The sequence below is a fragment of the Actinopolyspora sabaoui genome (assembly GCF_051225635.1).
GTDB lineage: Bacteria > Actinomycetota > Actinomycetes > Mycobacteriales > Pseudonocardiaceae > Actinopolyspora.
In genome coordinates this window covers 362,196-387,861 of record NZ_JBMIHH010000001.1, presented here as the reverse complement: position 1 = coordinate 387,861, position 25,666 = coordinate 362,196, and the positions used below count along the sequence as shown (strand labels likewise).

Annotated in this window: 14 protein-coding genes; 2 read left to right on the top strand and 12 right to left on the bottom strand. The window is 65.0% G+C overall.

The window, feature by feature from the left end:
- Position 1 precedes the first annotated feature (1 nt).
- The 12 genes from ACOQFL_RS01705 to ACOQFL_RS01650 all read right to left on the bottom strand — a co-directional run bounded on the left by ACOQFL_RS01705 (position 2) and on the right by ACOQFL_RS01650 (position 21,490).
- Positions 2-1,030 (bottom strand): NADH-quinone oxidoreductase subunit B family protein, encoded by a 1,029-nt coding sequence (locus tag ACOQFL_RS01705; RefSeq protein ID WP_435542465.1) that lies wholly within the window; start codon positions 1,028-1,030, stop codon positions 2-4.
- Between the two features lie 106 nt (positions 1,031-1,136).
- Positions 1,137-1,847, bottom strand: a complete 711-nt coding sequence (locus ACOQFL_RS01700) for a D-sedoheptulose-7-phosphate isomerase (RefSeq protein WP_435542464.1) — start codon at positions 1,845-1,847, stop codon at positions 1,137-1,139.
- 98 nt (positions 1,848-1,945) lie between these two features.
- Positions 1,946-2,185, bottom strand: coding sequence for a HypC/HybG/HupF family hydrogenase formation chaperone (locus tag ACOQFL_RS01695; protein ID WP_435542293.1), 240 nt, complete (start codon positions 2,183-2,185; stop codon positions 1,946-1,948).
- Positions 2,182-2,811 carry a D-sedoheptulose-7-phosphate isomerase gene (locus ACOQFL_RS01690; RefSeq protein ID WP_435542292.1) on the bottom strand — a complete coding sequence of 210 codons (630 nt, stop codon included), beginning with the start codon at positions 2,809-2,811 and terminating at the stop codon, positions 2,182-2,184. Before ACOQFL_RS01690 ends, ACOQFL_RS01695 begins: the two co-directional genes overlap by 4 nt.
- Positions 2,812-3,179: 368 nt before the next feature.
- Entirely contained in the window at positions 3,180-5,468 is a 2,289-nt protein-coding gene (locus tag ACOQFL_RS01685) for a GmrSD restriction endonuclease domain-containing protein (RefSeq protein ID WP_435542291.1), read from the bottom strand.
- A gap of 63 nt (positions 5,469-5,531) precedes the next feature.
- On the bottom strand, positions 5,532-7,625 hold the full coding sequence (locus tag ACOQFL_RS01680; protein WP_435542290.1) for a UvrD-helicase domain-containing protein: 2,094 nt from the start codon (positions 7,623-7,625) through the stop codon (positions 5,532-5,534).
- Positions 7,626-7,752: 127 nt separating this feature from the next.
- On the bottom strand, positions 7,753-9,459 hold the full coding sequence (locus tag ACOQFL_RS01675; RefSeq protein ID WP_435542289.1) for a serine/threonine-protein kinase: 1,707 nt from the start codon (positions 9,457-9,459) through the stop codon (positions 7,753-7,755).
- Between the two features lie 470 nt (positions 9,460-9,929).
- Complete coding sequence (locus tag ACOQFL_RS01670; protein WP_435542288.1) at positions 9,930-12,203, bottom strand: DEAD/DEAH box helicase; 2,274 nt, start codon at positions 12,201-12,203, stop codon at positions 9,930-9,932.
- 478 nt (positions 12,204-12,681) lie between these two features.
- The gene (gene drmC / locus ACOQFL_RS01665) at positions 12,682-13,470 is read right to left on the bottom strand and encodes a DISARM system phospholipase D-like protein DrmC (protein ID WP_435542287.1); all 789 of its coding nucleotides are present in this window, start codon (positions 13,468-13,470) and stop codon (positions 12,682-12,684) included.
- Between the two features lie 10 nt (positions 13,471-13,480).
- Positions 13,481-15,385: a DrmB family protein gene (gene drmB / locus ACOQFL_RS01660; RefSeq protein ID WP_435542286.1), complete on the bottom strand. Its 1,905-nt coding sequence runs from the start codon at positions 15,383-15,385 to the stop codon at positions 13,481-13,483.
- A gap of 309 nt (positions 15,386-15,694) precedes the next feature.
- Entirely contained in the window at positions 15,695-19,624 is a 3,930-nt protein-coding gene (gene drmA, locus ACOQFL_RS01655; RefSeq protein WP_435542285.1) for a DISARM system helicase DrmA, read from the bottom strand.
- 210 nt (positions 19,625-19,834) lie between these two features.
- Positions 19,835-21,490, bottom strand: a complete 1,656-nt coding sequence (locus ACOQFL_RS01650; RefSeq protein WP_435542284.1) for a DUF262 domain-containing protein — start codon at positions 21,488-21,490, stop codon at positions 19,835-19,837.
- Positions 21,491-21,823: 333 nt separating this feature from the next.
- Between ACOQFL_RS01650 and ACOQFL_RS01645 the strand changes: the two genes are divergently transcribed.
- Both ACOQFL_RS01645 and ACOQFL_RS01640 read left to right on the top strand, forming a co-directional pair.
- Positions 21,824-22,621: a Hachiman antiphage defense system protein HamA gene (locus ACOQFL_RS01645; protein WP_435542283.1), complete on the top strand. Its 798-nt coding sequence runs from the start codon at positions 21,824-21,826 to the stop codon at positions 22,619-22,621.
- Positions 22,622-22,635: 14 nt separating this feature from the next.
- Positions 22,636-25,581 (top strand): DEAD/DEAH box helicase, encoded by a 2,946-nt coding sequence (locus tag ACOQFL_RS01640; protein ID WP_435542282.1) that lies wholly within the window; start codon positions 22,636-22,638, stop codon positions 25,579-25,581.
- The last annotated feature ends 85 nt before the right edge of the window (positions 25,582-25,666 follow it).

Sequence of the window (25,666 nt, the reverse complement as noted above, 5' to 3'; positions counted from 1 at the left end):
ATCACCAGGTCGGCCGGTAACCGGTGTGCAGCTCACGTCCCTTGGTGCGCCAGGACGGTTCCTTGTCCGCGGTCTTGCGGGTGATGCGGCGGAGTCTGCGGATCGTGGCGCCGTAGCCGCCGACCGCGGCGGTGGACAGCAGCGCACCGGGGGGTTCGTCCATGAACGGCATGAACTTGTCGGGGAAACCGGGCATGGTGCATCCGATGCAGATGCCGCCCACGTTGGGGCAGCCGCCGATGCCGTCCATCCAGCCGCGTTTGGTCACGTTGCAGTGCACGACCGGCCCCCAGCAGCCGATCTTGACCAGGCACTCGGGGGTGCCGTAGTGCTCGGTGAACTGTCCCTGCTCGTAGTAGCCGCCCCGGTCGCAGCCCTCGTGGACGGTAATGCTGAACAGCCACTTCGGCCGCAGCGCGTCGTCCAGCGGGATCATCGGGGCCTGCCCGGCGACCTGGTAGAGCAGGTACAGCAGCGTCTCGGACATGTTGTCCGGCTGCACCGGGCAGCCCGGCACGCACACTATCGGCAGGCCTGCCTTGGACTTCCACTGCCAGCCGAGGTAGTCCGGCACCCCCATGGCACCGGTGGGGTTGCCGGCCATCGCGTGGATACCGCCGTAGGTGGCGCAGGTCCCGGTGGCCACGATGCCCAGTGCCTTGGGGGCGAGCCGGTCGATCCACTCGCTAGTGGTGATGGGCTGACCGGTGTTCGGGTCGTTGCCGAACCCGCACCAGTACCCCTCCTCCTTGATGGCCTCGTTGGGGATCGATCCCTCGATCACCAGCAGGAAGGGTTCGAGCTCACCGCGGTCGGCCTTGTGGAACCACTCGATGAAGGTGTCCGCGCCCTGGTCGGGCCCGCTCTCGAAGTCGATCAATGGCCAGTGCACCTGCACCTCGGGCAGTCCGGGCAGTGCTCCCAGCACGATTTCCTCGATGCTGGGTTGCGTGGCCGCCGTCAGTGAGACGGAGTCGCCGTCGCAGCTGAGCCCGGCGTTGATCCACAGGATGTGAACCGGCCCCTGCATGCCGTCTCCGATGGTGCTGTCGGCGCCCGCTCCTCGGGTGGTCGGGTCCTCGTCGGGAACGGGTTTCATGTGTCGTTCGTTGGTCGGTGCCACGACGGATCACTCCTCACTCACGCATCGAGGCGGGTGTGCCCTGCGGTGCCGCACCGTCTCGAGTTCGGGAGAGCGCGGATTGGGTGAGTTCCCAGAGCGCGTGGTAGAGCGTGGTCTGGGCTTCCTGAATGCGGTGCACGGAGGGTGAGGGCACCACGAACAGGTGATCGATGCTGTCCGATTCGGACATCTTGCCGCCTTCGTAACCGGCGATGCCGACGGTCAACATCCCCCTGCTCTTGGCCTCCTCGAAGCCCGCGAGCAGGTTGGCCGAGTTTCCGCTGGTCGAGATGCCGACCGCGATGTCGTTGGCGCCGCCGAACGCGCCGAGTTGCCTCGCGAAGATGACGTCGAAGCCGACGTCGTTGCACAACGCGGTGACCACCGCGATATCGCTGGTCAGCCCGAGCGCGGGCAGCGCGGTTCCGCCCGCGTCCGGGTGCAGGAACTGGCTCGCTATCTCCTGGGCGTCGGTGGAGCTGCCGCCGTTGCCGAATGCGAGCAGCCTGCCACCCCTGGCGAAGCGTTCGGCCATCGCGTCGGCGCAGTGGACGAGGGTGGCACCGTCGCGCCGGTGCACCTCGACCCGCAGTTCCCTGATCTCGCGGGCCTTGGCCTCGATGGAGTGACGCACCTGGTCGAACACGGCGTCGACGTCGACCGGCGCGTTGGTCAGGAACGGGTACAGCGCCCCCGCGGATCCGATGTCGGTCGCCGATCCGATCTCGGTCGCCGGCCGGGCGGCGGTCGCGGGGTCGGTGTGGGTAGCGGGTCCGGTGTGGGTAGCGGGCTCGGGGTGGGTGTCGGCCTGGTCCACGGTGTTCACTCCTCGACGGTCGCGATGGCCTCGCCCGCGTGCACCAGCACGGTGTCGCCGACGGCGGCCGGAATCAGCGCGACACTGATCCGTTCGGTTCCGAATTCGGTCTCCACGTCGGCCATGCCGTCCGCGAGCAGCCGCAGCACCGTGACGCGCACCGCCTCGTCCGAACAGGTCACGCAGTGCTGCCCGTCGCAGCTCACGCCGGAGGGCACCGGGGCGGGAAGCGGTTCCTCGCTCATGCCGCCCCTTCCGAGGTCAACGCGCCGGGTTGTTCGAGGAAGACGTGCACCAGTTCCCAGAGGATGTGGTACACGGTCACGTGCACTTCCTTGACCACGCGCGGATCGGTGGCTCGCGCCGTGAGCACGTGGTCGATTCCGGAATCCGCCATCGCCCCGCCGTCACCGCCGACCAGGCCGACGGTCAGCAGTCCGAGGTCGCCGCTCTCGCGCAGTCCGCGCAGCACGTTGGCGCAGTTGCCGTCGGTGGAGATCCCCAGCGCGATGTCGCCCGGATCGGCCAGGTGCCGGATCTGGTGGGCGAACACCTCGTCCAGTCCCTCGCCGCTGCCGGTGGCGACTCCGGTGACCGTGGCCACGTCCGAGGTCAACGAGATCGCGGGCAGCGCGCGTTTGCCGACGATCACCGGATGCACGAACTCGACCGCCACGTGTTGCGCGTCGGTACTCGCCCCGCCGTTTCCGAAAACGACCAGTTTTCCGCCGTCGTGGAATCTTCGGGACACGGCATGACAGGCTCGGGCCACGTTGTCGGCGTTCGCCAGGATTTGATTGACGGGTTCGACACGACGTTCAAACAGGCGATCGACCGTTTCGTGCGCACCGCTGTCCGGGGACGATGACATCGGTGATCACTTCCTTGTTGTGGTATGCGGCATCACCCAAGCTAAAACGGAGTGAATCAGTTCACAACTTGATATTGGAATTCCGCAGCGCACCAGGAACCGATGAGCGAAATTCGTGAAAGCGCCACCACGACACAAAAAATAAAAATGAGATCGTTCCAGAAATGTACACGAGACGAGTGAAGAATGCCCCGTGAAAATCGAGAAGTGGCGTGTCGTCGTTGACGAATCCCGCATGATCCGACACCGCGTCCACGTCCCCGCGTGACGTGGTGTCGGATCACCGTGCCGGGGGCTGCGTAAGGTCCGTCGCCCCTGCGATAGCTCTCCCGCCAGCCATCACCACCGATCGAGCGGCGGAACTCGGCTCAGGTGGCGTAGCCGAACTGGCTGAGTCGGTGTTCGGCTGTCCGCAATTCCTCGGCGGAGAACAACTCCGCGAAGCGCGACTCGGTGGCCAGCGCTTCGACGGTGAGATCGAGCCTGCCGCGTTCCCAGAGCGCGGCGAAGCCGTCGGAGACACCCCCACCGGCGAGAAGTTTGTGCGCGGTGGACAGTCCGCCGTGCTCGGCGAGCATGCTCAGGAAGTATGTGGCGGTGTAGTGCGCCTCCTTTCGACCCCGCTCGTACAGCGAACGCATCCGCTGCTCGAACTCGGCCACCACCGGTTCCGCCGCGGGGTCGGGCTCGCGCGACCGCTCGGCCGCGACGGAGCCGGCATCGGGGTCCGGCTCGGACTCCGGCTCGCTCCGGTTGCGACGCCGCACGTAACCGCGCAGCGCGTCGACCGAGGTGAACACCTCGTAGCCGAGCTCCTCCAGCCGGGGCAGGTCGGCGTCGGCGGTGTCGAGTTCGAGCACCACCGGACTCCCCTGCCCGGTCTGCAACCCTTCGGGCCAGAACGCCTCGGCCACGGCCAGCGCTCGACCGGTGCGGGGGTCGGCGATCTCGGTGTCGGTGGACGGAGGTGTGCAGCCGAGTTCGACCAGCTCGGAGATGAGCCCGTTGACCTGGGCGACACGGGCGTCCATGTCGTCGTCCCCGGCGATGGACAGCGGTTGCAGCTCCTCCCGGTCGGTGGCCGTCTCACCGGTACGCAGCTCGGTGAGGAACGACTGCGCCGCCTCGGCCAGCAGCTCGCGCCGCGCCTGCAGGAAGTCGGGATAGCGTTCGATCTTCCACAGTTCCGGATCGGTGGGGATCCACTGCGAGGCCAGCACGCCGGGGTGTTTCTCCTCCACCTCGGCGAAGTATTCCGCCGGCGACCGGTTCCCCACCACGAGGTTGGTGTCCTGGGTGAGGAAACAGAAGTTCGCGATGGCGTTGACCTGGGAACGCTCGTAGCCCGCCTGGTACAGCAGCGACTTGGGGAACAGGTGGTGCACCTGCAGCGAGGAGTTCCTGCCCAGCATGTCGGCGCGCAGCGGCACACCGCTGCCGAAGTCGCGGGCCTGGTTGACCCTGGTCAGCATGTACAGCAGTGGGTAGAAGCGCGAGCCCTTGGTCGAGCCCTCGAAGTCGTGCGCGTGCACGTCGAGGTTGCCGCCGCGCCACCGCTCCAGCGAGGTGATCAGCCCGTCGATGCCGGACCGTTCCACGGTCTCGTAGTCCTTCTGCAGGAACGTTTCGGTGGACCCGGCGAAGCGCCCCCACAGCGCGGCGTGGACGTACCAGTACAGCACCTTGTCCTGGTGGGAACGGTCGTCGAACCGGCCGCCGTTGAGTTCCAGCAGCCGCGAGACCACCGGGAAGGCGTAGCGGGCCATCAACACCCGGTCGTGGTCCAGGCCGAGCCGCCCGGAGACCAGGTCGAGGAACCGACCGATGTATCCGGTGGACCTGTACAGCGCGTCCCGGAACTCTCCGGCCGAGACGTTGTCCAACGCGGTGAACAGGGCTCGGCCCGTCGCCACCGCGTTGGCGTTGCGCAGCAGCCAGTCCAGCGTGAAGTCGAAGTCCGCCTCCTGCCACTCCTGCAGCTTCTCGCGCATCTCGCCGCGCGCGTCGCTCCACTGCGAGCAGATCTTGGCCAGCGCGAGATCACCCTTGGACAGCTTCGTCCCGCCCGAGTTGACCCGGTTGAAGATGTCGACCACCGTGTCCACGTTCTTGTCGTTTCCGGTGATCTTCTCCGCGTAGAACTCGCGTTCCAGCAGGTTGCGCAGCCGGTTCAGCCGCTCCACGTAGAGGCCGAGATTGGCCGGGTCGTGCTGTTGGAAACTGGTGATGTACTCGCCGAGGTTCTCCAGGAACAGCTTGGTCACGTTCACCCAGCGGTAGTCATCGGCCATCCTGGACGGCGCGTAGAACTCGAACTTCTCCTCGACGACGTTGAAGTACAGATTGGCGAAGACCGCCGGGTCCCCTTCGAAGAACGCCGGGGCCTTGCCGCGCACCACGCCGTACAGCGAGGTGATGCGCTGCTGACCGTCCAGCAGCAGCAGATGGGTTCCCTGCTGACCGCTCGTCTCGCCCCGGACGGAAACCCCTTCCGCGTCGGTCTCCCACATCAGCAGCCCACCCACCGGATGCCCCCGGTACAGCGACTGCATCAACTCCCGCACCTGGTCCCGGTTCCACACGTAACCACGCTGGAACTCGGGAAGCAGCACGGAACCGGAGTCGATCTGGTACAGCAGTGTGGAAAGCGTCGGCATGTTCTACCTTCCTGTGATCGAAGCTGGTCACACGTAATCCGGAAATCTCGGGCGCGTCCGGTGTCAGTTCTGGGTGTGCAGGAACGGACTCTTGCCGCCGTGCCAGGACACGGCGAGCTGCTCCCGGGCGCGGGTGCAGGCGACGAACAGCAGACACCGTTCGCGCTGGGCGTCCCTGCGGTGTGCCGAGGCGTCCTCCTCCTCGGGAGTGATCGCGCTGGGGGGCGGCACCTGATGCTCGGTGACCCCGGCCACCGCCAGGCAGCGGAACTCCAGCCCCTTCATCCGGTGCATGGTGCCCACCGCGACCGCGTCGTCCTCCTCGGTCGTGCCGCCCTGCAGCCGCACGTTCGGAATCCCGGCTTCTCCGAGTTCGGCCACGACCGTTTCGACGAGTTTGTTGGAGCGCACCGCCACGCCGATCTCACCGGGAGCGATCCCGGTGTCGACCCATTCCCGCAGCGTGGTCACCAGCTGTTCGAGCTCGGCGCTTCTGGTGGGGAAACCGCGAACCCACGGGTGCTTGCCGCGTACCTCCGAGCGGCAGCCCGCGATGGCTTCGAGCCCCTCGTCCATGTCGTCGATGGTCTCGCCGCGCAGCAGCCCGAGGCTCCAGGCGAGGATCTCGGCAGTGGTGCGGTAGTTGACGTTCAACCGGCTCGACCGCCCGGTAACCCGGATGCCCACGTCGCGCAGGCTCACGCGGTTGTTGTAGATGCGCTGATGCGTGTCACCGGCCAGGAAGATGTCGTCGGGCCGCTCGGGCACGGCGGCGCGCAGCAGTCGCCACTGCACCGGGCTGAGGTCCTGGGCCTCGTCGACCACGACGTGCCGGTAGGGCTTGTCGGTTCGCTGTTCGAGCAGCCTGGTGGCCTCGACGCAGATCGTCTCGTGGGTCCACACGCCCCGCCGCCGCAGCTCGCTCTCGAACTCCCAGATAGCCTGCCAGACCTGCGCCCGCTGCCGACTGCCGAGGCCGCGCCCCCGGCCGTCGCGTTTGGCTCCGAGATACTGCTCGGCACTGTCGACCCCCTGGGCGAGCACGACCTGACGCCACTCCTCCGCCAGGAAGTTGGCCGAGAACGACACCTCCAGCTCGGTGACGATCGACTGCCACAGTTGCCGTTGCTCCTCCGCGCTCAGGATCGCGGGAACCTCGTGGTGTTCGCGGAAGACCCGGTTGGCGAACTGGTCCACGTGGTGCACGTGGATGCGTTCGCGCACCTCGTCGTCCTCCACCAGCAGTCTCACCCCGGTGTCGAGCGAGCCGGCCAGGGTGGCGGTGAAGGTGGTCATCAGCACGGGCCCCGCCCCGTTCACCGCCAGCTGGTGGGCGCGGTGCATCGTCACCACGGTCTTGCCGGTGCCGGGGCCGCCGGTGACGCGCGCGGGACCGTTGTAGGAGGCCTCCACCGCCGAGCGCTGCACCGGGTGCAGGTAGATCCGCCACGTGGCCAACGGATGCCGGAAGACCGCCATGAGCTCTTCGGGACCGTCGACGAGCACGACACGATCGGGGCTGCGCTCCACCGCCGCGTCCAGATCGTCCGGGTCGAACCCGGTGTCGCTGACCTCGGCGGCCAACTCCGCCCAAACCTGTTCGGGGGTGTAGCCGGTGGCCAGCCCGAACAGCACGTCGTACTGGTTGCCCGGCAGGAGGGCCTTGGCCGCGTCGAGCTGCGCCGAATCGGTCAGCGCACGCGCGAAGGCCAGGATCTGCTCGTCGAGTCCCAGCTGCCGTAGCTGGGAGTCCTTGACGTGGTCGAACAACCGGCTGGGAGCGGTTTCGGCCAGTTTGGACAGCCCGGACAGACTGTCCTCCACTGCCGCGACGTCGCGGATCTCGATCCGCCCGGTGGCCGCGTTGACCGAGGCCCTGCGCCGTTTCGCCCAGGCGTAGGCATCGTCGTGCGGCAGCACGGTGAGCAGGGTGTAGCTGTCCCCGGAGTCCGGTGCGAGCACGATCCCGCGCCAGAAGTCGCTGATCCGGATGGAGCGGAACCGGGAATCGCGCGCGTTGGCGATCTTCTCGAGGTGTGCTCCGGCGTGGCTGACCTGATCGAATTTCGCCAGGGTCTGGCTCACCCGCTCCTGAACCTGCTTTTCGAGCTTGGTGAACTCGCGCAGGAAGTCCTTGTCTATGCCGAGTCGGGCCACTTGCGTCTCCGGTACCGCTGTGCGTAGTTGTCAATGTCGTCGGCGCCGCGTCGCCCCGATCCGCGAAAGACCCCAGTCCGTCCGATTCGACCGTTTTCCCCGATGGGGCTCCGGACACCGCTGATGATCATCCTCCTCCACCCGGCAATCCGTCGAGCAGTTCGCGCACTTTGACGACGGTGGAGTGCTCGGGATGATGGGTGCGGAGCAGGTCGTCGAGCAGCGTGCTCAGGGTCGTCTCGGCTTCCTCCGGCTTGCCCGCTCCGAGCTGGAGCAACCCGATCTGGCATCGCAGGTCCAGGGTGCGGGGGTGGTCGTCGCCGAAGACGCGCTGTTCGTCGGCCAGCAGGCTGTTCATGGCCCGAAGCGCGTGGCTGTGGTTACCGCCGAGCGCGTGACAGCTGGCGTTGCGCAGTCGGCAGTGGAGAACGAGTTCGGTGTCGAGCCCGTCGCGTTGTGCCAGGTCGGTGGCCAACGCGTGGTATACCGGCCCGGCCCGCTGGTACTGGCTGCCGTCGTAGAGCACTCGGGCCCACTCCAGTCGCAGTTCGACGACGTCGCCGTCGGTACTTCCGAGAGCCCTGCTAGCGGAATCCACTGTGGACCTGAGCAGTTCGGCGGCCTCGTCGTATCGGGAACGCCGCACGTGGGATTCCGCCCGGTTCCTGGCGGCCGCCAGCTCGTCCCGGGTTATCGCGGGGGCCTCCTCCTCGCCGGGATCGGGGCGAGCGGTCCGCTCGTTCATTTCCCGCGATGCCTCGCTCGGCGGATCAGTGCGCTCCGAGGCGTTCCCCCGCTCGGGCGAGCTATGCTCGGGAGCCACCTCACCGGGAACCGCGCCTTCGGGTGGCTCTTCCCGTGAAGGCGTGCTCTCGGAGGTCCCACCCACCGGCCCCGGGAACGGGCTGTCGTGGGGAAACACCCGACTCAACACCGAGGCGTACATCCGGGTGGGGCTGGGGACCGAGGGATTCGCGAGCGCTCCCGGCAGCGCTTCGAGGTCCGCCGCGAACGGCAGCAGCCGTTGGTAGACGGTGGGCGCGCTGTCGGGGCGATCGTCGGATTCCTTGGCCAGCAGGTCGGTGACCAGCTCCGTCAGTTCCGACGGCACGTCCGGGCGGTACTCGTGCAGCGGCGCGGGCCGCTCGCCGACCTGCTTGTTCATCACGGCGTAGTCGGTGGGGCCCCGGAAAAGCCGTGTCCCCGTGAGCGACTCGTAGAGCACGCAACCCAACGAGTAGAGATCACTGCGGGTGGAGCTGGTGGCGTCCTGGATCTGTTCCGGAGCCATGTAGGCGGGAGTACCGATGTGTTGCCCGGTGCGGGTCAACCGGGAGATGTCCGCCACGTCGAGCGCCACGGCCAGTCCGAAGTCGAGCACCTTGACGGTGCCGTCCGGTTGCAGCATCAGGTTGGCCGGTTTGAGATCGCGGTGCACCAGCTGTTCCTGGTGGGCGGCGGTGAGCACCGAGCAGGTCTGCGCGGCGATCGCCGCGGCCCAGCCGAGCGGTAGCATGCCGTGTTCGGCGATCAGGTCGGAGACGCTGATGCCGTGGACGAGTTCCATGACCAGGTAGGGCCGCCCGTCGTGGTTGCCCACGTCGAAGATCGACGGCACGCCGGGGTGCCGCAGCCGCGCGGTGACGCGGGACTCGCGGCGGAATCGCCGTACCAGTTCCTCGTCGTCATCCGCGTCGGGGAACCGGACGAACTTGACGGCCACCTCTCGTTCGAGTTTGGTGTCGCGTCCCACCCACACCTCTCCCATCCCGCCTTTGGCCAGCGGAACGGCCTGGAGTTCGTAGCGATCGTTGATCACTGTCGGTTCCGCCACGATTCCTCCCAGAAATCCCGTGTGCGCGTCTCACTGCTCTTACGGTTCCACTCGAACCCGCTGTATCGACGGTCGTCGGTGGTCGTCACCGACGCCGGAATATTCCTTCGCGCCGGGCGTAATCGAGAGTTCCGATCGGAACGCGGCGTCGAGTGGCCTGATACACGGGAAGCGGGAAACTGTCGAACGCGCCTCTGCCCGGTCGTGATCAATCGATTGTCCACCTTTTCGGGCTGGTGCGGCCCCATCGACGCAGTCCGCACACCCCGAGCTCCATCACGGTTTCTCCCGGCTCCACAAGATAGCGCAGTCCGCTGCCGAACAGTTCACGCTGCCCGAAAATCCATATGTTATCGAATCGTTTCCCGAATTTCTGTAACGCTTCACAAGAGGGATTGCCTCGCCGCCGGATTCCGCATGCCTGAGTCGACAGCGCGCGGAACCGAGTCCGTGCCGGAAAAGTCGTTCCATCATGCCCCCGCCCGTTCGGCGCCCCGAAGCCTTTCGCGTTCGACGCGCACTATCCGCTGATCCATCGGGATCGCTTCGTCGTGCAGCAGCCGCTGGTCGATCGGTTCGGTGTCGACGGCGGAGGCATCGCTGTTCTTGGCCGCGCTGTCGCGGGCGTAGGCGTCGAACAGTCGTGCTTTGCCCTCCAGCACCTCGGCCAGCCGCTGGTCGACGGTGTCCTTGGCCATCAGCCGGTGCACGTGCACCTTGCGGGTCTGTCCCATGCGGTGGCAACGGGCGATGGCCTGCTCCTCGGTGCTGGGTTTGAGCTGGGGTTCGGCGAGGATCACCACCGAGGCGGACTGGATGTTCAGTCCCACTCCCCCTGCCGCGATCTGCGCCGGGAGCACGGCGTGCTCCGGATGGTTGTTGAACTCGTCGACCAGTTCCTGCTTGGCGATGGCGCTGAGTCTGCCGTCGAGGCTGTGCATGGCCCCCGGCAGTCGCCCCACTTTCTCGAGAACGTCGCGGAAGTAGCTGAACACGACGACCTTCCAGCCGTTTTGTGCCGACTCCTGGATGATCTCGCCCATGCGTTCGAGTTTGGCCGAGTCGGCGAGCTTTTCGGGCTCGTAGGCGGCCCGGCGCATGAGCTGGAATTTTCCGTCGACGACGGCTTCGCGGTAGGCATCGCCGTCCTTCGTACCGAGCTGCACCCAGTCCTCGAGTTCGAGCTTCTCGGGCAGTTCGGTGAGCACGTCCTCCTGGTTGCGCCGCAGGTAGACCGGGGCCACTGTGCGGCGGAACGCCTTGGCGCCCATCAGCGCGTCGCCGACGCGGATCTTCTCGGCCAGCGGGGGGTCCAGGTAGGACACCAGCGTCTTGAACTCCTCGACGCGGTTTTCCATCGGCGTGCCGGTGAGGAACAGGTTGCGTTCGGCTCGGGCGGCGATCTCGCCGACCGCTCGGGAACGTTTGGCTTCGGGGTTTTTGACCAGGTGCGCCTCGTCGACGACCAGCATGGCGGGGCTGATCCGGTCGAGCCCGGTGAGCCTGCGCAGCGTGTCGTAGGTGGTCACCGCCACTCCGCCGTTGCGTTTCCAGCCCTCGGCCTCGGCGTCGCGGTGTGGCCCGTGCAGGCCGCGTGCGGTCAGCCGAGTGTGCCTGCGCGTCTCGTCCACCCAGTTGACCAGTACGCCTGCCGGGGCGACGACGAGGAAGTGTGTGCTGCCACTCGCGGCGAGGTGGGCCATCGCGGCCAGGGCTTCGACGGTTTTGCCCAGGCCCATCTCGTCACCGATGACGCAGTGCTCGCGCGCCAGCGCGTACTTGGCCCCGAAGGCCTGATAACCGCGCGGCACGACGTGGAGCAGGCTGGTGTCCAACTCCACAGCGGCGGCTTCGCGTTCGACCTCGCCGGTGACGAAGCCCCGCGCCGAGGCCTCCGAGGTTTCCGCCACGCCGGTGATGCCGCTCAGCAGGGTGTTGTAGACGGCCGCGCGCTGCTGGTAATCCCGCCACGACTCCGCCGCGTTCTGCCGTCCGGCTACTTCGTATGCCCGCCGCGCCGCATCGGTGATCCGCTCGACCCACGGTTGTTCCAGCAGGTCCTCGAGCCGGGCCAGCGCGCGCAGCGAGTCCTGTTTCTTGGCGCGGCCCGCGAACATCATCCGCAGCTTGCTGCCCGCACGCCCGGCGACCGGTCGGGTCGAGTCGAGTTCGGCGGTCAACGCGTCGATGCTGTCGCCGAGCTCGTCGACAGTGGCTTCGGCGGTTTCCAGCTTACGAAGCGTGCCCAGCAGCTCAGCCTGCTCGGCATCCCCACTGTCCGGGTCGAACCGAAAGACGGTCTCACGTGCGGCGGCGTCGGATACCTTCTTCGCGGCACGGAGCGCCTCGGCGGCGGTTTTCTCCCCGACTCCGGGGTGCCGACGCAGCTGCTCGGGACGAGCGGACAGCACCTGCCGGACGCTGCGGTACCCGGCGCGTTCCAGCGCGTCGAGCCGGATCCTGCTACCGGCCGCCTCGCGCAACTTGTCCAGCGGAGTGTCCTTCAGCCGCGCGGCGACGGCACGGCGGTGGAGCTCGGCGTGCTGCTCGCGGACTTGCTCCCGCAGCCGTTCCGGTGCGGAACGAAGCCGGTCGGCGGTGTTCCTCGTTTCGTCGGCACGGGACAACGTGCCACGCGCCAGCGCGCCGACGACCGCACGATCAGCGATTTCGGGACCGGCGTCCGGCTCGTCGTCCGCAGCGGTCGGCTCGTGCAAAATCTCCCCCTCGCTCTCTTCCGACAATCACCGCTCGCGCCCAGGCCGCGATCGGAAAGCCCTCCATGATCTCGCAGAGCTCGCTAGCGGAAATCCGCCGAACGGGTGAGTAATTCGTATGCCGGACCACACGAAGTCGAGCACCGTGTACAGCACGCCACAATCCAGTCGAGTCGATCTCACCCATTCGGATTATGGCAACGCCTCACCCATTGCGGCATCCTGAAAGGCTGATCACAAACGGGTCAGCCCGGAATCTCAACGGTCCAGGGAACTCTGATGGGGACTGCGGGGCATGTCGACCGAGAACGACCAGGAATTACAGGAAGTGGTGCGCGTGAAAGCCCCAACCGCTAGTGCCTGATCCACCGACTCGGAGAACGCACGGCGGTTCTCGCGGCTTTCCTGCGCGGTCGCCGAAGCCGGGGATTCCGAGGCATTCCCGGAGCCTTCCCCGGCTTCGTTCGCCAGGGCTTCATTCACCCGGGCTTCATCCACCCGGACTTCACTCACCCGCTTGTTGCGATGTCTCCCCCAGCCGTTCGAGGATTCCCCGGGTCTTGAGTTCGGTGAGGTGCTCGGCGGCGCGCTGCGGAGCGGTCCCGCCGCGCACCCGCAGCCCCGCCTCGATGTTGCGGTCCACACCGGACTGGGTGAGGTTGGCGCTGGAGACCAGCAGTTCGCGCCGGTCGGCGACCGCGATCTTGGCGTGGGTCCTGGAGTTGCGCTCGGTGCGCTGCTCCGGCGGCCAGTGCCACAACTCGATCCCGCCGATCCCGGCGAAGGCATCGGCCGGTTCAGGGCCACCGAGCGCGCCCCGCGCGCCACGCAAGGTCTCCACGACCACGGTGACGGCCACTCCCCGCTCGACCGCCGCGCGCAGCGCCCGCCGAAGCTGCTCGTGCGGCCGTGCCGAGTAGGTCATCAGCAGCAGCTCGTGACTGGCCCGCTCGATGAGTTCGACCAGCACCCGCGCGGTGGCGCGCACCGGCACCGGGTGGGTGCCGGGGCCGCTCCAGACCGGTTCGACCGCGATCTCGGCGGCACGGCGGTTGTATCCGGCGGCCAGTCCGCGCAGGAACCCCGCGGTCTCCTCGGCCGAACGCCCCTCAGCGGCCTGAGCGTCGAGGACGGCCCGCGCGGTCTCGGTGTACTCCTCACCTGGCCCGGCCAGCACGGCCTGCTCCGGCCAGCCCGCCTGGATGCGGTCGGCCAGCGTGCGCAGCGCGGTCGCGCCGAGGCGGGGTAACGCCTCGGCGGCGACGCTTTCCAGCTCGGACGGTTCGCCGGTCATGCCCACACCCTCACGGCCGCTCGCGGTACAACGCCAGGTCCTCGTGCTCGTCGACGGGAACCACGAACCTGCGGTCCAGGAACCGGTTGCCGCGTTCGCAGGTGGTCTCGGAGACGAACAGGCAGACGTGGCAGGCGGCGCCGTGCAGGTGGTCGGCGGGCGGCTGCGGGAGCCGTTCGGCGCACAGCGGGTCGGAGGAGCAGCGCCGCGCCTCGCTCAGCGCGCGGCGAGTCAGCCGCACCAGCCGGTCGGGTTCGGCCTGCGAGACCAGCCCGCCGAGGGTGCCCTCGGCGTCGGGCACCGCGGTGTAGAGCAGGATGCCGCTGCGCGGGTCGTCCTCGGTGCCCGCGTAGATGCGTTCGGACAGGTTGGCCGAGCTGTAGCCGCACTCCAGGGCGATGGTGCGGATCAGCAGGTGCGAGAGGGTGTGCAGCGCGAGGTAGCGGGGGCCGGGCCAGTTGCGCATCTCGTCGAACTCGCCGGGGATGCGGTCGGAGTAGCGGTTCTTGCGGAACTCCGCGTAGGCCCGCCGGTGGCGGTGCATCGCCTGCGACTCGGCGGCGCGGCCCTCCCAGTCGCGCAGCAGATCCTCGGGCACGCGCAGGAAGATCCCCTCGCCGCGCACCTCGCTGGCGGGCACCCACTGCGGCGTGGACCGGGCCAGCGGGGCGCGGGTGACCAGCTTGGGGTCCTCGGGGTCGGGCGCGTCGAGCCGGGTGAACCCGGTCAGCGCGCGGACCTCGCGTAGCCGCTCGGCCTGCACCACGTCCGCGTAGTACCCCGCCAGTTCGACGGGTACCTCGGCACGCCGCAGCGTGAAGTCGTCGGTGGGTGCGGGCAGCTCGGAGGCGGCGAACACCTCCCACTCCGGGGTGCGCAGGTCGAGCTGCTCGGTCTCGCTGTCCTCCTCGCTCTCCTGCTCCATTCTGGCCCGCACCCGCTCGACCGCCGCCTCGATCTCGGCGTCGCTCCAGCCGGTGAGCTCGAAAAAGGCAGGCACGTTCTCCCGCGCGTAGGGATACATCGCGGCGGGCAGTGTGGACACCGCGTTCCAGTGCTGCTCGACCTTGGTCTCCAGTTCACTCGCCTCGGTGCGGGGTACCGCCAGCACCGACAGGTTCTGCGGGAACCACTGGTTGGAGGCGCCGACGGTGAGCACCTTGGGCGCGCACTTGCAGCCCTGCGGGTCGAACCTGTTCAGGTGCGGGTGCCTGCCCCGGCAGCGCGGCAGGTTCCGCTCGCCGCGCTGGCCCATGGCCTGCCCCATGTTGCGGTGTTCACCGCAGCTGATGCATTTGATCTCGACGTTGACGCCACGGTTGCCGCCGCGGTCCTCCATCCGCAGCCTGGGTTGTTTCGCCTTGGGGCACTCGGCTCCGTGGTGGACGAACTCCGGGTAGGGAAAGTCGTCCAGGTGTCCGGCGGTGCAGGAGATCAGGAAGCGGGAGGAGATCGCCAGCGGCGGGGCTCCACTCTTCTTGACGCCGCACCCTTGGTGGAAGAACCGGGCGTCCTGCGGTCTGCTGGGTACCTCGTTCTCGAAGCCGAACATCCGCGAGTCCACCGGGGCGAGCTCGTTACAGGCGGTGCAGCGCAGCCAGGAGGGGAACGGCACGGTCGGCACGCCAACCCGAGAGGCGGGGCCACTCGCGTCCTGCTCCATGCCGTCCAGCCAGGGCGCGGGCAGCAGTTCCTTGACGTTCTTGCCGAAGACGCCCTGCACTGCGGAGAGCAGCCGGGGCTCGGCGATCGGCTTCCAGTCGTTTCGGTCACGGACATCGTTGTAGTTCCAGTCGTCGAGACCACGGACCAGCACGGAGAAGTTGGGCATGTCGACCAGCGCGCCGACCCCGCTGGTGAACATGAGGTGGCTCGGGCGGACCGAGCCCACGCGACGGCGGTGATTAGTGGTCATAAAGCTCCTTCCGGAGCGGCTGTCAGAAGTTGTCGGGGCTTGCCAGGACCCTCGCTTGGCGGAACCTCTCGCACGGCTCTCGCTGCGGGGAGGCCCGACATCGGGTAGCGGCCTACACAACGTCGGGCCTTCCTCGCGAGAGCCGCACGGGAGAACCCGCGGATGGTCGGGCTGCGTGAGTGGTAGGAGTTCGGCTCTGCGTCGCAGCGGAGTGTCAATTTCGCGGGAAATTGACGCCGCTGTGCCGGAAAGTCCAGTGCGTGCGGCACCGCCGATACCCGGGGAAGCCGAGCGAGGGCAGGGGCGCTGTCACGGTTTGCGTTTGGGGGTGGGCAGTGCGGTGTCGCCGAGCTCGTCGCCCTCGGGGATCTCCTCGTCCTCGGCGTCGGTCTCGCCGTCCGGTGCGGGCGCGAAGGTCCACGCGGGGGCGTTGTAGAGCGTCTGGTACAGCTCCTCACCGCCGGGGACGAGCAGGTTGATCTCGTTCTCGGTCTCGCGCATCGACTGCGCCACGGTGCTGTCCCGCCAGGTGTGGTCGCCGGGCTTGGTCAGCAGGGGTGGACGTTTTTGCTCGTTGGAACGAGCGGAACCACCGGTGTAGCTGATCGGGAGTTGACCGGTTTGCTCCGTGCTCCAGAAGTCCTTGGTGCGGCTGAGGCGTTCCGCGAGGTAGTCGCGCCCCCGCTGCCCACGGACGGCCTCGGCGCGGTCGAGCATCCGTTCGGTGATGCGCCGCACGAGCGGGGAGTCCAGTTCCACTTCTTGGGCGTCGTTCTCCCTGGAGTGCGGCTCGGCGGCGTTGCGCACCGCCGCCACGAACGCGGCGGTTACCCCTCGGTCCAGCGCGCGGCGGGTGTACGGGGTGACCGACAGCGCCTCGACCTGACGGTAGAAGGTGGCGTGGTAGTGCTCGAAGTCCTCGTAGTGGGCCAAATCGCGGGGCCTGGTCCAGTTGTAGAGGGTGACCACCAGGCCCGGTCCGCTGTCGGTACGGCCCACGCGGGAGGACGCCTGGATGTACTCGGCGGTGTTCTTGGGCTGACCGGTGATCATCATCAGTCCGAACCGGGAGACGTCCACACCGACCTGCAGCATCGAGGTGGCCAGCACCACGTCCACCGGGTCGCGGCCCTCCTTGCTGCGCTGTTGGCGGCGTGCGCTGAGCGGGTGCGGCTCGGGGGTGTCCTTGCCGCGGGAGGACTTGCGCCGCTGTTCGTAGATCTCGCGCAGGTTGGAGCCGATGGCGCGGCGACGCGGGGTGGTGTCGATCTCGGCCTCGAAGCCGTTCTCCAGGTGGGTGAGCACCTCGCTGATGTCGGCCGAGGAGATGCGGGAGGTCAGTTCCTGGATGGTGAGCATCGCACCGCGGCTGAACAGCCGATCGGAGATGCCGCGCCTGCGGCCGTGCGTGCGCACGCGGGTGGCCACGTCGTCGTCGAGGGAGCGCCGCATCCCGGCGAGTTCCCTGGTGGCGTTGAAGTAGCCGACCAGCGTCATGTACGGGTCGGCTACCGCGCCGTGCTGGTCGAACAGGGTCTGCCCGGCCAGCAGCAGGATCTCGGCGACGCGGATCTCGGCGGATTTCAGCCGCACCCCGTGGGCGCAGATGCCGAGGTAGCGCCTGCCGGGTTTGTCCGCGGTGGAGACCTGGTGCGAGAAGAACGTGTCGGAGACCTCGGTGACCTGCGGCGGGAACACCGCGAGATCGCGGTTGAACACTCCACGCACCTGCTCGCCGGAGCGTTTGGTGGTGGCGGTGGAGGCGATGATCTTCGGCCCGGCCTCGTTGCCCCCGGGCGTGCGCCAGCAGCACAGCTCGTCCACGGCGGACTCGAACAGCCCGACGGTGGTGCCCAGCGCCCCGGAGATCAGGTGCAGCTCGTCCTGGATGATCAGATCGGGCGCGCGCAGCCGTGCGACGGGCTTGCTGCTCACGTTCGGGTGACCGCTCTTCTGCTGGTGCTTGTCGGCGCAGCCGGTCTTGGCGTCGAGGTCGTCGTGGCGGTAGCCGTGCCGGGGGCACCAGCGGCGCACCCGGCCGAACAGCATCCCGGCGTAGCCCTTCCAGGGCAGCTGGGCGAGCTTGTCCACTGTGGCGATGACGAGGCTGGGCAGCAGCCGGTAGATCTCCTCGTCGACGGTGAGGATGGGCAGGCCCTCGGGCGAGTGCGGTTTGGAGAACGGGCAGGCGTCGCTGCCCTCGGCGTTGGGGCAGTGCAGCAGCACCCGACGGGTGGCGGTGTCGACCTCGGCGTCGCGGTGGGCCAGCAGCGCGGAGCCGCACCAGGGGCAGGCCAGGGTCTGCACCACGTTGGCTCGTTTGCCGTCGCCTGCCTCGCGAGCTTCCCTGATCTGCTGCTCGGCCTGGCCGAACCAGTTGGGCGAGACGCCGCCGCCGACCCACAGTCCGATGCGGAACGGCTCGGCGCCCCAGGTGGCCTCGTCCTCGCGTCGGATCATCTCCGCCGCGCACACCAGCGCGGCGGCGCGCTGGAACTGCTGCGCGGTCAGCAGCCGCAGGGTGTAGCGCATCAGCACCGCCACCCCGGCCCCGCCGTCGCGGGCGTCCTCGCCGCTGCCGAAGGTGCCCTGCAACCGGCGGATGGCGAAGGTGAACGCGGTCAGCCCGAGGTATGCCTCGGTCTTGCCGCCGCCGGTGGGGAAGAACAGCAGGTCGAGCACGGCGTTCGAGTCGGCGGCGCGTTCGGCGTGGTCCGGGTCGACCAGCGAGGGCAGGTTCAACAGTACGAAGGCGAGCTGGAACGGCCGCCAGGAGGCCCCGGCCGCGCCGTTGGCCTCGACCCGCTGCTTGGCTTCGGCATAGCCGAGGCCGGTGGTCTCGCGCAGCCGCGCGAGGTCGGTGTGGCGGCGTTGGGCGGCCATGGCGCGGTTGGCGAACCGGAACGCGGCCAGCGCGTCGGCGTGCCCGGGATGCTCGGGGTCGGTGAGCAGGTCGATGCCCGCCCGCACCCGGTCGGCGGCGCGGCGTGCCTGGAAGACGGCGGATTCGGCGGTCTCGCGCAGCGAGTCGGGCAGTTCCCGCGCTTCGGACTCGCGCTGGTCGAGCCAGCGGCGGTAGTCCTCGGCCAGCGGTGCCAACCCGGTGCGCAGTTCGGATGGTTCGGCGGTGGCCAGGGTGTCCATGGCCAGTTCGGTGCCCGCCAGCGGGCTGCCCTGCTGGTTGCCCGGCGCGACGGTGGCGGGGACCTCGTAGGTGGGCAGCCAGGTGGTTTCGAGCTGGTGGGCGCGGCGGGCGCCGGGGGTGGTGTGCGGGTGCACGGCGACGTTGTGGCCGGAGGCGTAGCGCAGCTGGCCGCGGTAGAGCAGCCGCAGGTGCTGTTCCTCCGGGTCGTCCTCGGCGGTGCTGTCGTGCAGCGGGTCGTCGGCGGGCAGGAACACCGGGGCCGCGCCGTCGAGGGCGGTGGCGCGCAGTCGGGTCTGGAACATCCAGGACTCCTCCTGCGGGGTGCCCTCTCGTTGCGCGTTGACCAGGGTGAGTTCCACGACGCGCTTGCCGTCGCGGTCGCGGGCGGTCACGGCCAGCAGCACGCCGGGTTCCTCGGCGGTGTCTGCGGTCAGCGGCAGGCGGTGCGAGCCGGTGCCGTCGAGCCGTACCTCGCGGCTGACCGTTACGGGTTCGCGGGTCCAGAGCCTGCGTTTGGCGCCTTCGGCGGTCTCGGTGTCCTCCTTGGCGTAGCGGCCCCATTCCGCGGTGACGTGCAGCGCGGTGGTCTCCCGCGCGACGGTGCAGCTCAGCCCCATCGAGGAGGCCCAGATGCGGCCGAGGCTCTGCGGGCTGAGCACTTCGGGGGGAGCGCCGCCGCCTTCGCCGTTGGCCTCGCCGCCGGTCTCGGCCCCGGTGTCCGGCGCGGGTTCGGCGTCGGGGGTGGGGCGGGCGTCCTGTTTGGGGCCGAGCATCCCGACGAGGTAGCGCTCGCGGGGGCCGCTGGAGCCGTGGGGCAGCTGCTCGGCGTCGCCGTCCCACGGGCCGAGCAGGTCGCGCACGATGAGTTCCTGCAGCCCGTCGCGCACTTCGGCGCCGCTGGTGTCGGGGAACCGCTGCTCGGTGTCCAGCAACCGGGTCGGGTCCGGCCGCTCATCCGCGTCGCCGTTCGCGCCGGTGTCACCCGTGCCGCCGTTGCCGCCCGAGCCGCGCGCCGTGCCGGTAGGCATGTCGAGGCTGCCCTGCTCACCGTTGGGGTTCATGAACAGTCCGTCCGAGCTGTGCGGGGTGGTCATTTACGGTTGTGCTCCCTCTCGGTGGCTCTTCTGGGGCGGTGGCTCGCTGTCGGTGGCTCGTCTGGGGTCGGTCGCGGGAGACGGCTCCACGGACCGGGAAGCCGGTGCACCGCCGCGCCGCGCGGATCCGGCGGAGCCACGCGGCACCGCTTCGCGCACGCGCCCGCCCGGCCCGGGAATCACGCGGCCCGGTGATCATCCCGATTTCTCTCACACGGGTCCGACACCGGTTGCCGCGCCGGGCGATTCGTCCGCGTCGTGGCCGGTCAGCTCCCGCAACGGCGGGGTGTCCTCGAAGTCCCATTCGCAGTTGCGTTCGAGGAAATCGGCGACCGTTTCGTGGATCAGCTGTTGCCGCTGTGCGAGGAAGCGGGCGGGCTCGTCCGCCGCCCACAGCCGCGTCGCCTCGGGGGTGATCAGGTGGGAACGCCGCACAGCGCGCAGTCGATCGTCGGCCGGTCCAGCGGGTTCGGACAGCAACAGGTCCTCGATCTCCTCCGGATCGTGCCGCAGCACCGGCAGCAGCACCCGGTTGGCGACGCCGGTACGGCTCTCCTCCGGCAGTCGCTTCGGTGGGATCAGGGGATGCACCGCCTCGGCAGCGGTCCACCGACCGGCCAGGCTCTCGGACAGCTCGGCGCGGTCGAACACTTCCCTGTTCGCCGGATCGCGAAGATCGTTGTCCCACCAGCTACAGAGGATAATCCTGTTCGCCGCGGAATTGGCCCGGAATTCTCGTATATCGGGGACTGATCGTTCGGCGGGCCTGCCGCCCAGCGCGTGCAGCAGGTCCTGGACGGAACCGGTTTCGTCATCCGGCGTGATTAGTGGTCCGAGAGTTCGCAGGGCTCCGCTTGTTCCGCCCGGAAAGACGCCCGGTCCGAGGACGGCGGCTCGCCAGCAGAACCGGCGCAGCAGCGCGCGGTTGCGGGTAGCCGGTTCGGGATGGCTGGCGAAGAAGCGGGCCAGCAGGACGAGCGGGTACCGGAACGGCAACAGCGCCAAGTGCGGCATCGCGGCCTCGTCCTGCAGGAACGCCACGGCACGCGAGAGTGCCTCCAGGGCCGTGCGGTAGGCCGACTGGCCGATTTCACTGTCGGCGGCGCCGAATTCGTAACCAGTGTCCCGCCGCGCGGGCGGATGACGTGTGACGAGTACCGCCCGCAGCACGGTTTCCTCGTCGAGCACCCCGAATCGGCGTTCCTCGTCGAGCTGCGCGGCGATGATCGGAGGGCTCAACCGCTTCGTGGATGTGTTCGTGCCGGTGGCCTCGATCGCCGCGAAGACCGCTGCCTTGCCCAGTCTCCTGCCGGATCTGTTCATCCGGTCGAAGATGTCGCGCACTGCTCGTTCGTCGTCGTGCTCGACCAGGTGCACGGGCACGGGGTACTGCCGGAGCCGCTGGGTGATCGCAGTGGCCAGCTCGAAGTACTCGGTGATGTCCGGGTACTGCCGGAACCAGTTCATGAGCCGTCGCGGGTCGAACAGCACCGGCAGCGGGACGATCGACGGGTCCTCGTGGGCCGATGGTTCGACGAAGCGGTCGCTGTCCAGCTGGCATGCGAGCGCGAAGCGTGGATCGGCCGGGGTTCCCGGGTGGATCGCTTCGACCAGCGCGGTGACGCGCTGTCGGCCGTCCACCACCCAGACTTCGCGCTCGGTCGATGGGGTCTCGCCACGCGAGGAGTCGAACCCTCCAGTTCCGACAACAGCCGGTCGGGACCACAACAGCAGGCTCCCCACGGGGTAGTTCCTGCGGATGCTGTCGAAGAACTCGGCCGCGTCCGCCCGTTTCCATCGGAAGGCGCGGCGGAGGCGCGGCACCCGGATCTCACCCCGCCGGACCCGCTCGACCAGCTCCGCCACACTGCTCGTCGTGGCGGCGCACGATGTCTCCCCCGTTGTCGCCAAGTGACGATCTGCCTGGCTCCTCTTCGCTATGCCCGATTTCGAGTCATTCACTGTTCAAGCTTATTCGTCGTGTTCTTATCAAGGGGAACCCAATCACTTCAAGTGTTAGTGTTGTTCTACTGTACTGTCATGACACTCGCAGTAGGACTCAAGTAGATCACAAGTAATCACACAAAAAATCGGTAAATTGCGATTACATAAAAATTACTACCCGTGGATATAGTGTCAGTCAAATTAATCTATTCTTGGATTACACATTTATCCAAGCCGGATGTGTCCCCTAGGAGGATGATGCAAGAGCTTGGCCTCGACTTCGCAGAATTCAGGAAGACTTTTGTCAAGGACACAGGTCATCCATTCATGCTCATCAAAGTACCCACGAGTGCTACAGTCGCTTGGGAAGAAATTCTGGGGGTATCGGCGAGACGCTGCTACCTGTCGGATACCAAACTGAGCGATAATATCAATAGAACGAACCGCTCGCCATCCGAGATAATAAAGGCAAACATACCAGATGTCGGGTCAGTCAAGGCCGGAGACTTTGGCGAAATCCTCACGGCACTGTTCCTTGCATCAGAGGCTTACCCCAATAACGTACGCGACCCAAAAAAATGGCGACTCAAGGAAGGTCGCAACAAACCAGCACCACATTCGGATGTTGTCCAATTTATTCTACCGGAATGGCCGAATTCATCATCAAATGACAAGGTAATATGCGCGGAAGTCAAGACTAAATCTACAAATAATGATTCAAAACCGATCGCCTCTGCGATCGAAGACTCACAGAAAGACAGCAAAGGACGTTTGACCAAAACACTGATGTGGCTAAGAGAAAGAGCATTAGGAGAAGATTTAGGAACTGTAGATCTTGACCAGATCGAAAGATTCATCAAAGCAATCGATCATCCGCAAGCCAGTTATGATTTTCGCGCGGTAGCGGTGATCTGCTCCAGCTTGCTCGACAGTGAGCTAAATACAGCTGATCTGTCGCTACAAGAGGAGTGCACTCTAGTAGTAATCTCAGTTGCAGAGCTCAAAAAGAACTACGAATCTCTCTATTCTGCAATAATGGATAGCACTGAATAGGAAATTAAGAACACATGAGAAATACACTGCGAAGCTGGATAACCCACGCCGAGGATTACAGCAACAGAGAAGCTTTCGGCTTGCTAAGTCAAACCGAAAGCTTTAATAGAGCAAGCAATTCAACCGATCTCTACATTTCGCTAGTGGGCGAACTATTTGATTACTTACGAGGCGCACCCGAAGATCGACACGACTGGGCCCTTCTAGGGAATTCTCTCGCTGAGCTAGTCGACAGCTTAACAGGAGTAAAGAAATCTGACACATTGTTTTTTTCAGCGACAGCATTTTACAGCGGAGGTTACTCGGCCTCCGCTTATCTGACTATGCGTCGAGCTGATTATAGTGACTGGACATCACAAGCGTATTTAGCGTGTTACGATCTGCTGGCACGACCAAATTTTCTAGTGTCGCAGTATGTAGATGGACTGCTAGCTGCTGTTCGTGAAGGTCGAATGAACGACATTGAACAAGCCGTACGTGAGGCAGAAACAAAAAAACGTGAATCTTTGAACGCTGGCCCTGAAGAATGGGTTGCTCATCACATCTACGCGTCGCTACTAAAGCGTTTCCATCAGGTGAATATACGTTCGATTCTTCCCAATGGGGTAGATCCACGTTGGACACCACTTGTCAATTCTTTTCTCAATCGAACCCCGCCCGTATGGGATTTCTTCCCATCTCAGATCGAAGCCATAAATTCAGGGCTTCTGGTAAGTACCGATCCCCACTCTCTGCAAATGCCCACAGGTGGGGGTAAAACGGCACTTACCGAGACACTGATATTCAGTCATCTCACCAAAAACCCCCAAGATATTGTCATCATGTTGGTTCCTTCTCGGGCACTTGCGCGAGAACTACGAAATTCACTGGCCCAACGTCTCACTGATCTCGGCCTTCCGACAAGGACCATTTATGGTGGAACAGTTCCTACTAGCGACGAACCTTACGACGTTGGCAGGACTCGCATAATCATCGCTACCCCAGAAGCGCTCAATGGTTTACTGATTAGATCTCCAGATATACTTGCGAAAGTATCTCTAACGATATGCGACGAAGGGCACCTTCTAGATGAAGGAGATCGAGGAATTGTATTAGAACTACTTCTTTCACGTTTTCTCGCTCAGAGTGACATACAGCCAAGAATGATTTTTATTTCGGCTATAGTTCCTAACATCGAAGAGATCAATGCTTGGCTTGGCGGATCAGATCAAACAGTCATCAGAAGCAAGTTTCGACCAGCAGATACAGAATATGGAGTACTTCTTTCCGCCGGAAAAGGCAACAATAAAACCATTAACTTGATGGTGCGATCAGCATCAACGACTTCGCGAAGTCACACGTTGCCCGGATTTCTTCAAGCATCCGATTTCAAATACGTCAACCCAGAAACAAACTTCGTCAAAACTTACAAGTACTCATCTATCAAAACCCAGGCAGTCGCAGCCGCACGTAAATCACTAGCACTGGGTACTGTAGCTGTATTTGCACCGAACAAGTCTGGTGCTCAGGGAGTTAATGGTCTTGCTGAGGAGGTTCTTCAGCAGCTTGATTTTAGTCTGCCACTACCCGATCCTTCTAGATACATGCATTCACAGGATTCTGTGAGGCCTGTACTCGATTATCTTTCGAGAGAATATGGGAACGATTGGATTGGAACAAAAGCATTATTTTCGGGATTTATCGTACACCACGGCGACATACCTCAAGAGACACGCGAAACTTTAGAAGAACTCTTGAGCAATCAACAAGTTCGAATGGTTTTGTGCACGAACACGCTAGCCCAAGGAGTAAATTTCCCTATCCGCACTCTAGTCCTTTACAGTTTGGAATGGCGTTCATTCAATGGCGAACAGAATTCCATGCGTATACGTGACGTCAGAAATCTAGTGGGGCGAGCTGGTCGTGCGGGAAGTTCCACGAAAGGGCTTGTGATATGTGCAAACAAGAGACAATGGCCCTACATTCAACAGGTAGCCTCAGACCAACCAGGTGAGGAGGTGTATGGCGCGTTGTACCAGTTACTTCATCATCTACAGACGCAGCACGGACCCCTCCTCACGAACCAGGACCTCGAAGCAAGTCCGGAAATACATCCACTAATCGACGGCATCGATGCAACTCTTGTCGAACTGATCCACGATGAGATCGGCAGGGAACAACTACGTGAACTTGCGATGTCACTTGCCGATGGGACATTCGCCGCACAACAGAGTGATAACGGGGGACGACGACTTCTTAATGACGTATTCGAACTACGTGCGACTCGAGTCTACGAAACACAGATTTCTGGTAGACTCCAATGGGTCCGCGACACCGGCACAAAAACACGGCTCATTGATTCTGTAATCAATCAGCTTGAGCCCAGCTTTGATAACTGGGAGTCCGTCGATTCATCAATTGATGATCAACTACTTGAAGCGTTACTAAGTTGGTCTTTCAATCAGCCTGACTTTGCACAAAAAGTGAAAAAGTCTTCACGTCGAGACTTTGAACTTTCTTCTGGAAGTCTGCGCACCATAATTCAATGGTGGGTCTCTGGATGGACCTTTGTCAAGATTGCTCAGGAATTGGATTGTAACGTCGATACTTTGCTACGAATACATGGCGAGGTGGTCTCACACTCGCTTGTTAGTATTGTAGAACAAGGTATCACCATTCTTGAACGTTATCTGGGAGATCAAGGACGTGTTCTTGCTAGTGCTGTTGCCAATCTTCCCGAGTATATCCGTCTCGGGGTAGATACGCGCTCAGCTCGCGCTCTTATGAAAAAGGGGGTACGTCATCGCCAAGCGGCAGTGGCACTCGGAAACCAGTCATTCATGACACCAGAATATGCGATCCAGATTGCAGAAGCTCTTCTTCGAAGCCAAAACGGCTGGCGTGAACTACTTGGTGATCACGTATACCAACGGACACTTCACGATGTAGGAATCCATGAAACATACAGCGAATTCTACTGATAGACTTTGAAGAATTATGCCTCCTTGTCTGATCATTGAACCACGACAAATACCCAAACGAACTTCACTTGAAATTCTCTGTCAA